This window comes from Micromonospora sp. NPDC005197, assembly GCF_040608295.1.
In the GTDB taxonomy this organism is placed as follows: Bacteria; Actinomycetota; Actinomycetes; order Mycobacteriales; family Micromonosporaceae; genus Micromonospora.
The window spans coordinates 1-12,246 of the sequence record NZ_JBEXHY010000027.1; the positions used below are offsets into that span (position 1 = coordinate 1).

Annotated in this window: 12 protein-coding genes and 1 pseudogene; 8 read left to right on the forward strand and 5 right to left on the reverse strand. The window is 71.1% G+C overall.

Features of this window, described 5'->3' with window-relative positions; genetic code table 11:
- Positions 1-1,268, reverse strand: a 1,268-nt coding sequence (locus tag ABZU46_RS12385) for a molybdopterin-dependent oxidoreductase (RefSeq protein ID WP_354856809.1), incomplete at its 3' end; no start/stop codon positions are given.
- Positions 1,269-1,404: 136 nt separating this feature from the next.
- Positions 1,405-2,202, reverse strand: a complete 798-nt coding sequence (locus ABZU46_RS12390; protein ID WP_354856811.1) for a PrsW family intramembrane metalloprotease — start codon at positions 2,200-2,202, stop codon at positions 1,405-1,407.
- 124 nt (positions 2,203-2,326) lie between these two features.
- Between ABZU46_RS12390 and ABZU46_RS12395 the strand changes: the two genes are divergently transcribed.
- Positions 2,327-2,626, forward strand: coding sequence for a hypothetical protein (locus tag ABZU46_RS12395; RefSeq protein ID WP_354856814.1), 300 nt, complete (start codon positions 2,327-2,329; stop codon positions 2,624-2,626).
- Positions 2,627-2,768: 142 nt separating this feature from the next.
- Here ABZU46_RS12395 and ABZU46_RS12400 read toward each other — a convergent pair.
- A pseudogene (locus tag ABZU46_RS12400) lies at positions 2,769-2,876 on the reverse strand (RNA-binding protein); the annotation flags it as partial.
- 61 nt (positions 2,877-2,937) lie between these two features.
- On the opposite strand from ABZU46_RS12400, the gene ABZU46_RS12405 reads away from it, so the two are divergent.
- On the forward strand, positions 2,938-3,336 hold the full coding sequence (locus ABZU46_RS12405) for an NUDIX domain-containing protein (RefSeq protein WP_354856817.1): 399 nt from the start codon (positions 2,938-2,940) through the stop codon (positions 3,334-3,336).
- An 891-nt stretch (positions 3,337-4,227) separates the two neighbouring features.
- Positions 4,228-5,757 (forward strand): TROVE domain-containing protein, encoded by a 1,530-nt coding sequence (locus tag ABZU46_RS12410; protein WP_354856819.1) that lies wholly within the window; start codon positions 4,228-4,230, stop codon positions 5,755-5,757.
- Positions 5,758-5,798: 41 nt separating this feature from the next.
- On the opposite strand, the gene ABZU46_RS12415 is transcribed toward ABZU46_RS12410, so the two are convergent.
- On the reverse strand, positions 5,799-6,683 hold the full coding sequence (locus ABZU46_RS12415; protein ID WP_354856822.1) for a LysR family transcriptional regulator: 885 nt from the start codon (positions 6,681-6,683) through the stop codon (positions 5,799-5,801).
- A gap of 55 nt (positions 6,684-6,738) precedes the next feature.
- Here ABZU46_RS12415 and ABZU46_RS12420 point away from each other — a divergent pair, with 55 nt between their 5' ends.
- The gene (locus tag ABZU46_RS12420; RefSeq protein WP_354856825.1) at positions 6,739-8,016 is read left to right on the forward strand and encodes an MFS transporter; all 1,278 of its coding nucleotides are present in this window, start codon (positions 6,739-6,741) and stop codon (positions 8,014-8,016) included.
- 50 nt (positions 8,017-8,066) lie between these two features.
- Here ABZU46_RS12420 and ABZU46_RS12425 read toward each other — a convergent pair whose 3' ends face one another.
- The gene (locus ABZU46_RS12425) at positions 8,067-8,816 is read right to left on the reverse strand and encodes a glyoxalase (protein WP_354856827.1); all 750 of its coding nucleotides are present in this window, start codon (positions 8,814-8,816) and stop codon (positions 8,067-8,069) included.
- A 165-nt stretch (positions 8,817-8,981) separates the two neighbouring features.
- Between ABZU46_RS12425 and ABZU46_RS12430 the strand changes: the two genes are divergently transcribed.
- Genes ABZU46_RS12430 through ABZU46_RS12445 form a run of 4 tightly spaced genes read left to right on the forward strand, consistent with a single transcriptional unit; the run spans position 8,982 to position 12,239 of the window.
- A complete protein-coding gene (locus tag ABZU46_RS12430) occupies positions 8,982-9,908 on the forward strand; it encodes a hypothetical protein (protein WP_354856829.1) in 927 nt (308 codons plus the stop codon).
- Positions 9,905-10,357: an ABA4-like family protein gene (locus ABZU46_RS12435; protein WP_354856831.1), complete on the forward strand. Its 453-nt coding sequence runs from the start codon at positions 9,905-9,907 to the stop codon at positions 10,355-10,357. The genes ABZU46_RS12430 and ABZU46_RS12435 overlap by 4 nt, the downstream gene beginning before the upstream one ends.
- A 5-nt stretch (positions 10,358-10,362) precedes the next feature.
- Positions 10,363-11,616 carry a histidine kinase gene (locus ABZU46_RS12440; protein ID WP_354856833.1) on the forward strand — a complete coding sequence of 418 codons (1,254 nt, stop codon included), beginning with the start codon at positions 10,363-10,365 and terminating at the stop codon, positions 11,614-11,616.
- Entirely contained in the window at positions 11,613-12,239 is a 627-nt protein-coding gene (locus ABZU46_RS12445) for a response regulator transcription factor (protein WP_354856836.1), read from the forward strand. Before ABZU46_RS12440 ends, ABZU46_RS12445 begins: the two co-directional genes overlap by 4 nt.
- The last annotated feature ends 7 nt before the right edge of the window (positions 12,240-12,246 follow it).

Consider the following 12,246-nt stretch of genomic DNA (forward strand, 5'->3'; position numbering starts at 1 on the left):
CGGCCCGAGTTCGCCGTCCACGCCTGCGCCAGTTCGAGGAACTTCTCCTGCGGGATCCCGCAGACCCGCTCCACCATCTCCGGCGTGTAGCGGGAGAAGTGCCGCTTGAGGATCTGGTAAACGCAGCGCGGATGCTGCAACGTCTCGTCCCGCTGCGTCTGCCCGCCCACCGGCGCGCCGTGCGACTCGTGCTCCAGCCCGGCCGCCGTTTCCCGCTGCGTCTCGGTGTCCCGGGGGGGGATGTTCTCCTCGACGCCCTCGTACTGCCAACTGCTCTGGTCGTAGCTGGCGTTGTCCTCGGCGAAGCCGGAGAAGAGCCCGTACAGATCCTCGGTGTCGCGGTACTCCTCGGTCACGATGGTGGCGGCGTTCGTGTAAGCGACCACGTACTCGCGGAAGTCCAGCTCGTTGTCGAGGATGTAGCGGATCACGCCGCCGAGCAGGGCGATGTCGGTGCCCGCCCGGATCGGCAGGTACGCGTCCGCCACCGCGCTGGTCCGCGTGAACCGCGGGTCGACGTGGAACACCTTCGCGCCACGGTGCTTGGCCTCCATCACCCACTGGAAACCCACCGGATGTGCTTCCGCCATGTTCGAACCCTGGATGACGATGACGTCAGCGTTGGCGATGTCCTGCTGGAACTGGGTGGCGCCGCCACGACCGAAGCTGGCCCCCAGACCGGGGACGGTGGCGGAGTGTCAAATACGCGCCTGGTTCTCGATCTGCAGCGCCCCCATCGCGGTGAACAACTTCTTGATGAGGTAGTTCTCCTCGTTGTCCAGCGTCGCCCCGCCCAGACTGGAGATCCCCAACGTCCGGTTGAGCGGCCGGCCCTCGTCGTCACGGTCTTCCCAGGTCTCGTCCCGGGCAGCCAGGACCCGATCGGCGATCATGTGCATCGCCGTGTCGAGGTCGAGATCCTCCCACTCGGTGCCGTACGGCCGCCGGTAGCGGACCGTCGTCTGCCGCAGCGGACTGGTCACCAGACTCTTGCTCGCCGAGCCCTTCGGGCAGAGCCGGCCCCGCGAGATAGGACTGTCCGGGTCACCCTCGATCTGTGTGACCTGCCCGTCCTTGACGAACACCCGCTGGCCACAACCCACCGCGCAGTACGGACAGACCGACCGGGCGACCGAGTCGGCGGTGTCGGTGCGGGCGGTCAGCGACAGTGACAGGGCCGACTTGGCCGCCGCGCCCCGCCCGAGCGGGTCGGTGCCGGTGAGCTGGCGGTAGAGCGGCCAGCTCTCGACCCAGCGGCGCACCCCCATCGCTGCACCTTCCCGACGAAAGCCACTAAATGTGAACAGTCCGACAGTAGATGAGGTGCCAGCCCGGCCGCAGCGGGATCAGCAGAGCGGACCATTTCGCGCTGGCCGCCGACGGCATGGTGTAGGAGGGCCGCGATCAGTTCGACGGGTGCTGGACCGCCAGGCGATCACCGAAGGTCCGGTAGCGGTGCAGCTCCCAGAACAGCCAGCCGATGCTGACGATCGCCAGTACGACGAAGACCAGCGAACCGGAGAACGTGTCCCAGAGGGTGTGCAGGACGACGACGCCGAGGAAGGTGCCGAGGAACCCGAACAGCCGGCCGACGCTCGGGCTGGCCAGCAGCGCCCACAGCGCTCCGGCGGTGAGCCCGGTCCAGGCGGTGTGCCCGGCGGGCGCGGTCAGACCACGGATGAACAGGGTCTGCTCCACCGCGCCAATGTTGCCCTGCGAGCTCAGCAGCGCGGTGAAGGCGTACCCCATCGTCTCCAACGCGGCGAAACCCATGCCGGCGGCCACACCGATGACCAGACCGTCGGACGGCAGACGGCGACGGTGCTGCGCCAGGGCCGTGAACAGCAGCACCACGGGGACGATCAGCTTCGCCGACTCCTCGATCAGTGCCACGAACAGCATGGGCAGGGCGCCGAGGCCGCGCAGAGTGTCGTACTCCAGGGTGCCGGCGACCACCGTGCCGATCACCCCGCCGAAGAACGCCGATGTCACCAGAACCGACGCCGGCACCTGCCAACGCCCGGTACGGGCCTGGGCGAACGTGAGGAACGTCAGGGGAGCCAGGGTCGCGCCGAGCAGGATCAGTGCTGGCACGAAGTTCGGGTTCTGGGTGCGCACGAGGGTCCGCAGCACCGCCAGATACAGGATCAGCCCGATGACGAGCACTCCGACCCACGCCCACCGGCGAGAACGATCACCCATACCGGGGAGTCTCGCGGATCCAGGTTACGAAGACCAGCCTGGCGCTGAGATCCCCACGACTCGACGGCGACCACGGCGTGCGAGCGAGCGTGGAGGTCTGGCGGGCCGTGCCTACGCTGGCGGGATGGATCGATGGCTGGGAATCGGCGGGTTCATCACCGGCGTCGTTGGTCTCGTGCTCACCGTCTACTACGCGCGCAAGGCCGAAGAACTCAACCTGATGCGGAAGCGGCTTGAGTGGCCCGACCTGCAGGCGGCCGCGAACGACCTCGGCCGGCGGATCAAGACGGAATTTCCCACCCACCGCGATCATCGCTCCCGGCGTCGCTGCCGATCGCATCCGGGCCGCATCGGTCGCCGTCACGCGGGTGGCGTGCAAGAACCACAAGTCTCCCGAGTACTACTGGTGGCTCGCCGACAGTGACGACTTCTTCTTTCCCTGGGGTAAGGCCAGGTAGCCCAGGACCGACCGCGGCGCAGGGCTGATCCGGCGGCCGCCCCAGGGCTGTTCAGAGCACGTGACCGGCCTCCGGCAGCGGCTCGTTCGCGTGCTCGTAGCCGAGCAGCAGCGCGGACGTGGAGGTCTTCGCGCCGGCCAGGATCGCGGCCACGAGCGTGTCCCGCAGCGGCCCGGGGAACCCGAACTCCGCCACCGAAAGATGATCCAGATCCATCCACGGAGGGTACGCCCGACCGTCGGTGACGGGGGCCGGCCAGCGTGGCATGGTCTCGTGCATGGCCACCTACGACGTCGCCCTCGTCCTGCTCGTCGACGCCTCCGGGGCGGTGCTGATGCAGCATCGCGACGAGCACGCGCCCGTCTCACCCAACCAGTGGAGCCTTCCCGGCGGTCACATCGAGCCCGGCGAGTCGCCCGAGCAGGCGGCCCGCCGCGAGCTGCTGGAGGAGACCGGCCTGACAGCCGGTGAGCTGCGCCTGCTGTGGAGCGGTCCGCGCCCGTACGAGGCGGGCTTCGGGCACACCGTGACGGTGCACATCTTCCATGGCGTCACCACCGCGCGACAGGAAGACGTCGTGCTCGGCGAGGGGCAGGCCATGGTGTTCGTCCCACGCGACGAGGTGTTCGATCGGGAGCTGGCGGCCTCGACCGCGCTGGTCCTGCCCATGATCTAGACGAATAAGTCCTAACTCAAGACGGGGCTGGGGCTGCGGCGAAGGGCGCTGGTCATCCGCTTTGGCTGCCCGCCGTGTCGATGTGCTGGTGAGCGGTATACCTCAGAGGTATGAATATGACTCTGAGGTATACCGCTCACCACCGCATCCGCCCCCACGGAGGTGACCGACGGTCGCCGCCGGCCACCGGCTGCGCCCACCGCCCGGAGTCCTCGACAGCGGATGCGGAATCGGGTTGTTGGCGTGGCAACGCGGGCCTACCGTCATGGGGCACCTCCCGGTGCGCAGGCAACGGCTACTTCCGCTTCCAATCGGGGAGACGTGGGTTCGAATCCCACCGCCATGTCACGTGGCGTCGACCAGCGGCCCAGGTCACCTTGGCCCGCGAGGGCCGGTCGCCGTCGCCGCTTCGATCTCGGGAGGTGCTCTCGCCGCACGCCCGGTGCGACGGATACGGTTACTTCCTGGTGAAGGCCCGGCAAGGGCCTGCGGTTCGAACCCGCGAACACCGTGTCCACTTTTGATCTCGGGCGTGTGGTGCGACCAGCCGCCGTCGATCACAAGATCACAAAACCCGTTGCCCCTCCCGCACCGCTGCCGCTACGGTCGTGACCGCACTTCCCGGTGCGTAGGCGACGGCTACATCTGGAGGGGTTCCGGCCCCGGTGAAGGACATCCGTCGCCAACCTCGATCTCGGGAAGCGCGACCACACGCACACCCGGTGCGCAGGCAACGGTTACTTCCCGGCTCCGCAGATGGGGGTTCGAATCCCCCCGACACCTTCGGGTCGGTGGTTCAACGGACAGAACGGCGGACTAGTCCGTGGCCGACTCTGATCTCGGGTGTGCGCTGTGGTGGCGCCTTCTCGGCCGACTGACGTGGGGGACGTCATGGCCAAGTTCAACGTCAAGCTGCGCACGAGCCGGCATCGGCCGGTGACCGGCGAGGGCGCCCCCGGTTTCGTCCGTGAGCCGCGCCTCGAACTGTTCCTGCTCGGTGTCTCGAACATGGTGGGCGAGGCCAGCTTCTACGAGCCCGCCACCGACCGCGACGGCCGCTTCCGCGACCTGGTCGCCACCGTCGCCGTCGCTGATCCCGACTGGTTCGCGCGCTTCGTACCGTGGCTTCGCACCGGAGCGATGATGCGCTCAGCGTCCGTGGTGGCGGCCCTTGAGGGTGCCCGCGCCCAGGTAGCGGCGGGAATCCCGGGTTCGCGTGCGGTCGTGGATGCGGCGTTGCAGCGTGCGGACGAACCGGGCGAGGCGCTCGCGTGCTGGCTGGCTCGTCATGGCCGGGCACTGCCCAAGCCAGTGAAGCGGGGCATCGCCGACGCGGCGGTCCGGCTCTACACCGAGCGGAGTCTGCTCAAGTACGACTCCATCGCCAGCCAGGTGCGCTTCGGTGACGTCATCGAGCTGACCCACCCCAGCGCCAGGGATGAGCGACAGGGCGACCTGTTCCGGCACGCGCTGGATCGGCGGCACCGGCGGGACAATCCCGTACCTCCGTCCCTGCGGATGCTCCGGGCGCGGGACGTGCTCATGGCGATGCCTGTCGAGCAGCGCAGGGAGTTCACCGATCCGGCGACGCTGGGCGCTGCCGGTATGACGTGGGAGGCGCTGGCCGGCTGGCGACAGAGCGCGATGGACGCGGCGGCATGGGAGTCGGTCATCCCGACGATGGGCTACCTGGCGCTGCTGCGTAATCTGCGCAACTTCGACCGGGCCGGGGTCAGCGACACCGTCGCGGAGACCGTGGCGGCAAAGCTCTCCGACCCCGCTCAGGTTGGGAGTTCGCGGGTGCTGCCGATGCGCTTCCTGTCGGCGTACAACGCGGCGCCGAGCCTGCGCTGGGCGTACCCGCTGGAGAAGGCGTTGCAGCACGCCCTGGCGAACGTGCCCGCCCTGGACGGGCGGACGCTGATCCTCATCGACACGTCCGGCTCGATGCAGAGCCCGTTCAGCAAGGACGGCACGCTGCTCTGCTGGGACGCCGCCGCGGTGTTCGGTCTCGCGCTGGCCGCCCGCGCGCAGTCGGCCACTGTGGTGTCGTTCTCCGATGACAGCCGGGTGTTCCCTGCGGTGGCGGGCGAGTCGGTCCTCACGGCGGTGCGGCGGTTCAAGGAGGGCGGCTACTTCCTCGGCAGGGGAACCGACACCGAGAAGGCGGTCCGCGAGCACCACGGCCGACACGACCGGCTGATCATCCTCACCGATGAGCAGGCCCACTGGCACGGCTCGACGGATGTCGTCGCGGCGGTGCCGGCGGAGGTGCCCATCTACACCTGGAACCTGGCCGGATACCGGGTCGGGCACACGCCGACCGTCACGAACCGGCACACCTTCGGCGGACTGTCCGACGCCGCGTTCGCGATGATCCCGCTGATCGAGGCCGGGTCCGACGACCGGTGGCCCTTCTGATCCACGCGCTGCGGGGCTGCACCCGCCCCGCAGCGCGCGGGTCAGGGTAGGAACTCGCCGGTCAGGGCGATGAGGGCGCGGGCGGCCGCGCCCACCGGTCGGTCCACCGGCGTGGCGAGCGACGCCGTCCAGTCGAGGTCGGCGTCGGTGACCGTCAGCGTGCGCACGCCCCCGGCGTCGGCGACGGCGAAGCGGGGCAGCAGCGCGATGCCGAGGCCGTGCCGGACGTGGTCGGCGCCGGTGGCGATGTCGGGGATCTCGATCGTGACGCGCCGGGACAGGCCGGCGGTGGCGAACGCCCGGTCGGTGACGGCGCGGTTGCCGTACCCGACCGGGGAGTCGATGAAGTTCAGCCCGGCGATTTCCCCGAGCGTCACCGCCTCGCGGGCGGCCAGCGGATGATCGTCCGGCACGACGAGATCGATCACCGAGCGGGCCAGCTCCGTGAAGCGGACCTCGGCCGGCGGCGCGCCGGGCAGCGAGACGAACGCGAGGTCGAGCCGGCGCTCCGCGAGCGCGTCGAGGAGCCCCTGGGAGCCGGACGGAGCAACGCTGGTGTGCAGCAGCACCCCGGGGTGCCGGCGGTGGAACTCGCCGAGCAGGGCCGGCAGGTGCAGGAGTCTGATCGACGTCATCGTCCCGATGCGCAGGGTGCCACGGAGGCCGCCGTGTACCTCGGCGACCGCGTCGCGGGCGTCGCGGGCCGCGTCGAGGGCGATGCGGGCGCGGGGCAGCAGCGCGGCGCCGGCGTCGGTGAGGAGTACGCGTTTGGAGTTGCGGTCCAGCAGCGGCGCACCCAGTTCGCGTTCCAGGGTCTTGACCGCCGCCGAGACGGCGGACTGGACGACGTGCAGGCGGGCGGCGGCGCGGGTGAAGTTCTGCTCCTCGGCCACGGCGACGAAGTACTCGAGTTGGCGGAGTTCCACGTCCCCAAGTATCACCCATACTGATCGTTGCTAGCGTCAACTTTCGTTGCACGCGATGATCGCGTGGAGCGACAGTGGGGTCATGTCGTCGACGATCCTGTCATCCCGCCGGCCCGCCGCCGCGTCCACCCGCGCCGAAGGATCGTCTCGCCGCCACGGCCGGGGCTTCTGGGTGATCGCTCTGGCGTTCCTGACCGCGATGGCGTTCGGCACCGTGCCGGCCCCGCTCTACCCGCTCTACATGGCCCGGGACGACTTCTCCACGTTCATGGTCACGATCGTGTTCGCGTCGTACGCGGTGGGTGTGGTGATCAGTCTGCTGCTCGCCGGGCACGTCTCGGACTGGGTCGGCCGGAAGAAGATCCTCATTCCGGCGCTGGTGTTGGAGCTGGTCGCCGCCGCGCTGTTCCTGGGCGACGCGTCCCTGCCGGTGCTGCTGGTCGCCCGCCTGGTGAGCGGACTGGGCATCGGCATGATCACCGCGACCGCCACCGCCTACCTGCAGGAACTGCACGCGGCGCACCGGCCCGGCGCGTCGCGCCAGCGCTTCGAAGTGGTCTCCACCGCCGCCAACATCGGCGGCCTCGGCGTGGGCGCGTTGGTCGCGGGCGTCCTCGCCCAGTACGTCCACGCGCCGCTGCGCACTCCGTACCTGGTGTTCGCCGTGCTGCTGACCGCCAGCATCGTGGCGGTCGCGGCGACCCCGGAGACCGTCGAGGAGCGGCTGGTCAAGCCCACGTACCGGCCGCAACGGATCAGCGCCGACCACGGCGACCGGGCCGGGTACGTGGCCGCTGCCGGCGCCGGCTTCGCGTCGTTCGCCGTGTTCGCCCTGTTCACCTCCGTCGCCCCGGGCTTCGTCGCGGGCGCCCTGCACCTGCCCTCACGGGCGCTGGGCGGCGCGGTCGTGTTCGCCGTGTTCGGCGGCGCCGCCGTGGCGCAGACCGTCACCAACCGGCTCCCCGCCCCGGCGAAGGTGCGGCTCGGGCTGCTGGCGCAGGCGGTCGGCGTGCCCGTCGTGCTGGTGGGGATGCACACCGCCAGCCTGACCGCGTTCCTGGTCGGTGGTGTGGTCGCCGGTGTCGGGGCCGGCGTGCTGTTCAAGGCCGCCGTCGGCATGGTCGCAGCGATGGCCACGCCCGCCCGGCGCGGCGAGGCCCTGGCCGGGCTGTTCCTCATCGCCTACCTGGGAATGAGCCTGCCGGCCGTTGGCATCGGGATCGCCACGCGAGCCGTCAGCACGATCACGGTGATGAACTGGTTCACCGGCCTGCTGCTCGTCATGCTCGCCGGTGTGACGGCGCTCTTCCGTCGCCGTCCCGCAGCCCGCTGACCCCGCCGACCGGGGTTGGGCCCTGTCCGGCCCGACCCCGGACCGTGTGGTCAGCGCGGATCGGACCACCAGGGTTCGAGGACGACCGGGTCCGCGATGTAGGCCCTCACCTGCGTACGCTCCGGCTCGGTCAACGTCAGCGCGCGGAGGCGGGCGCCCCACTCGGGCACCCGATCGGTCTTCCCCAGCGCGATCGACAGCTCGATCAGGCCGGCCAGCGCCGTGGCCTGCTCGACCGTCGGAGCGTCTTCGGCACGACGGCGCATCCCCGAGTCGAGCGCCCGGTAGGCGGCCCGGTCGTCCAGCTTGAACTCGCGCAAGATCCGCGCGTTGTCGAGCACCCGGGCCAGTCCTTCAAGCTCGGACGACCCGCCGTACTCCAGATCCTTCGGCTCGTCTCGCTGGATGAAGGTGATGGTGTTGCCCGACGGGTCGACGACGCTGAACCGTGATGCTCCGGCACGGTAGCGGGTCAGTCGGGGCAGGCCCTTCACCAGCACCTTGCCGTGGGCGCGGCGCATCGCGTCGGCGAACGCCGCGTGGTACGGCGCGACCGCGTCGACCAACACCAGGCAGCCGCCGGTCTGTTCCTTCGCCGGGTCGAGGTCCTTCGGCGCGGGCCCGTAGTGCAGCGCGAACCCGCTCCACTGAACGACCAGATACACGTACGGCCTCATCTGCTCGTAGGTCACCTCGAAGCCCAGGGCACGCCAGAAGGCCAGGGTCTCCTCCGGCGCCGGGCAGGGCAGCAGCGGCACGGTGGTCTCGTTCGGCTGGACGCGGTCCTCGTTGATCGTCATGGTCACTCCCGGTCCGGTCGGCAGGCCGGCCATTGTGCCAGCACCGGCGGCGGGCCGCCCCGATCGCGCCTCCTACCCAGGGAGGAGGTGCGCTCCGACCCCGGGCCGCAACCGGGGCCCGCGGTCGGACGCGACCGGCGGGATCGGCCCCGAGCATCTACAGACATGACTACCGTTCTGCGTCGGGCGACACACTGGAACCGCCCCCTCCTGATTCTCGTCTGCGCGATGGCGGTGCTCGCCGTCGTCGCCACGGTCGGCATCCTCGTCGACCCGCGCGTCCTCACCGGGGCGCCGATCTGGCTCAAGCCGTTCAAGTTCGCGGTGTCCTTCGTCCTGTACGGCGTGACACTCGCCTGGATGCTCTCCCTGCTGCCCCGGCGCAGCCGGATCGCCGAACGAGCGGTCATCGTCATCGTCACGGTGGCGGTTTTCGAGAACGCGTGGATCGTCGGGCAGGTGATCCGCGGACAGACCAGCCACTTCAACGACACCACAGCCCTGAACACCGCCCTGTTCGCGACGATGGGCGCGGCGATCATGGTGCTGTTCCTCGCGCACCTCGTCATCGGGATCGTCGTGCTGATCCGGCGGATCCCCGACCGGGTCGCCGCGACCGCCGTCGGGTGGGGGCTCGGCCTGTCCCTGCTCGGCATGCTCGCGGCGGTGCCGATGGTGCTGCCGATGCAGGACCCGGGCATCGAGGGCATCTCCGGGGCGCACAGCGTCGGCGTGGCCGACGGTGGGCCGGGGCTGCCCGTGGTCGGTTGGAGCACCGCCGGCGGCGACCTGCGGATCGGGCACTTCGTGGGGCTGCACGCCCTGCAGGCCCTGCCGATCCTGGCGATCCTGCTGACCCGTTTCGCGACCCGGCTCGACACGCGCACCCGCGTCCGGCTGCTGGTCGTCGCGGGCGGCGCGTACGGCGTACTCACGATGCTGTTGACCTGGCAGGCCCTGCGCGGGCAGCCGCTGCTGCGCCCGGACGCCCGCACCCTGGCCGCCGTCGCGGCCCTGGTGGTCGCGACGGCGACCGCCAGCGGCCTGGTCCTGGCCCGCCGACGCCGCCCGGAACTGGCGCTGGCGGCATGACCGCGACGCTGTTCTCCCTGACGTTCGCGGTGGCCGCTCCGTTCTGGGCGCTGATGATCCTGGTGCCGCGCTGGTCCTGGACCACCCGGATCGTCAGCTCACCGCTGATCGTGCTGCCCGTCGTGGTGATCTACGCGCTGCTGGTGGTCCCGGCGTTCGGCGAGGTGCTGCCCGCCGTCGCGTCGCCGACCCTGGCCGGGGTACGCGAACTGCTCGGCACGCCCGACGGCGCGGCGGCGGGCTGGGCGCACCTGATCGCGTTCGATCTGTTCGTGGGCCGCTGGGCGTGGTGGGACAGCCGGGAACGGGGGGTGCCGGCGCTGGTCATGGCTCCGGTGCTGGTGCTGACCATCCTGCTCGGACCACTCGGGCTGGCCGCCTACCTGGGCGTACGGACGCGGTGGCCGCGGTCGGCGGTCGCTGCCACCGACCGTGAGCACCTAGGCTGACGACCGTGGGGCGGCTGGGACGACTGTTCGACACGCGGGACGCGCGTGTGCGGATGGTGCTGCTCGACCTCAGCGGGTTGGGCTACCTGCTCGTCGTGCCCCACTCCGGCTCCGCGCCAACGGTGACACAGTGGATCCTCGCGGTGGCCGCGTTCGCCGCCGCGCTCGTGACGTATCGCCGGCCGGTGGTCAACCTGGTGCTCCAGACGGCGTTGCTGGCGGTCGCGGTCTGCCTCATCGACGACTTCACCATCAACCAGGTGGGGGCGAGCTGGGCGCTGCTCGAGGTCACCATGCTCTCGGCTCGCGCCCGCACCATCTGGCTGGGCGCCGGGCTGCTGGCCGTGGTCGACCTGACCGACTCGATCGGCGACCCGCTGCGCCAGGTCGCCTCCGGCGTCGTCGGACTGGCCCTGGAGGTCGGTGTCCCGGTGCTGCTCGGCCTGGTCATCCGGACCAACCGGGAGCTGGGTCGGCAGGCCGTGGAGCGGGCGCTGGCCGAGCAGCGGCGCCGCGAGTCGGAGAGCCGCGCGGCGCGCGCCGACGAGCGCAGCGCCATCGCCCGCGAGCTGCACGACGTCGTCGCCCACCACGTGGCGTCGATGGTGCTGCGGGTCGGTGTGGCCCGGCACGTCCTCACCGACCTGGACCCCCGGGTGGACGAGGTGTTCGACGACGTGCACGGCACGGGCACCGCGGCCCTGGCGGAGCTGCGCCGGCTGGTCGCGGTGCTGCGCAACCCCGACGGGGTACGCGGGGACGCGGCGCTGACCGCGATCGAGCCCTCGGCGCTCCCCTCGGCGCTCGGCGCCGCCGTCGACCGGGCCCGCCAGGCCGGCATCACCGTGGACGCCGACATCGACGCGGCGATCGGCTCCCTCGACGCGGTGCGTGGCCTGGCGGTGCTGCGGTTGACCCAGGAGGCGCTGACCAACGTGGCACGCCACGCCGGGCCGGCCGCGCGGGCGCACCTGGTGGTCGCCCTGCACGCCGGGGCCGTGCACTGGGAGGTCACCGACGACGGGGGTGGCGTCGACGGCGACAGCGCCCCGACGCCCGTGCCGGCCGGCGGCGGCCACGGCATCACCGGCATGACCGAACGCGTCGAGGTCCTCGGCGGCCGGCTGGAGGCGGGACCGACCGGCACGGGCTGGCGCGTGCGGACCGTCCTGCCGAACACGCTCCCCGAGCCCGCCGCCGGGCCGGCGCCGCGGGCCCGTGAGGTACCGGCCGCATCAGCCGCCCCGGAGCCCGCGTGATCCGCGTCCTGCTGGTCGACGACCAGCACCTCATTCGCGCGGGCCTGCGCATGCTGTGCGACGCGCAACCCGACATCGAGGTCGTCGGCGAGGCCGACAACGGCCGCGAGGCGGTCGTCCTCGCCGCGCGACTCATCCCCGACGTCGTCGTCATGGACCTGCGCATGCCCGGCGTCGACGGAATCACCGCGACATCGCGGATCCTCGCCGAGCGTCCCGCCACCCGGGTGCTGGTGCTGACCACGTTCGGCGACGACGACCACCTCTACCCCGCGCTGAGCGCTGGGGCGTGCGGCTTCCTGCTCAAGGACGCGCCCCCGACCGAGCTGCTGGACGGCATCCGCCGCGCCGCCGCGGGCGACAGCCCGTTCACCCCGGAGGTGCTGCACCGCCTCGTCCAACGCGCGGTGCGCGCCCGCGCCGAGCCGCCCCGATCCGTGCAGGGGCTGACCGCCCGCGAGCAGGACGTGCTGACCCTGGTCGCCGAGGGCCTGTCCAACAGCGAGATCGCCGAACGGCTCCACATCGGCGTCACCACCGTCAAGACCCACATCACGAGCCTCATGACCAAGACCGACAGCCCCAACCGCGTACGCCTGGCCCTGTTCGCGCGCGGCGCCTGACCCTCGG

What these genes read in the sequence shown, in the direction of transcription:
- ABZU46_RS12435 (WP_354856831.1), top strand. Translation starts at nt 9,905, where the DNA reads ATGACCGCGACGCTGTTCTCCCTGACGTTCGCGGTGGCCGCTCCGTTC.
- ABZU46_RS12405 (WP_354856817.1), top strand. Translation starts at nt 2,938, where the DNA reads ATGGCCACCTACGACGTCGCCCTCGTCCTGCTCGTCGACGCCTCCGGG.
- ABZU46_RS12420 (WP_354856825.1), top strand. Translation starts at nt 6,739, where the DNA reads ATGATCGCGTGGAGCGACAGTGGGGTCATGTCGTCGACGATCCTGTCA.
- ABZU46_RS12395 (WP_354856814.1), top strand. Translation starts at nt 2,327, where the DNA reads ATGGATCGATGGCTGGGAATCGGCGGGTTCATCACCGGCGTCGTTGGT.
- ABZU46_RS12425 (WP_354856827.1), bottom strand. Translation starts at nt 8,816, where the DNA reads ATGACGATCAACGAGGACCGCGTCCAGCCGAACGAGACCACCGTGCCG.
- ABZU46_RS12390 (WP_354856811.1), bottom strand. Translation starts at nt 2,202, where the DNA reads ATGGGTGATCGTTCTCGCCGGTGGGCGTGGGTCGGAGTGCTCGTCATC.
- ABZU46_RS12410 (WP_354856819.1), top strand. Translation starts at nt 4,228, where the DNA reads ATGGCCAAGTTCAACGTCAAGCTGCGCACGAGCCGGCATCGGCCGGTG.
- ABZU46_RS12430 (WP_354856829.1), top strand. Translation starts at nt 8,982, where the DNA reads ATGACTACCGTTCTGCGTCGGGCGACACACTGGAACCGCCCCCTCCTG.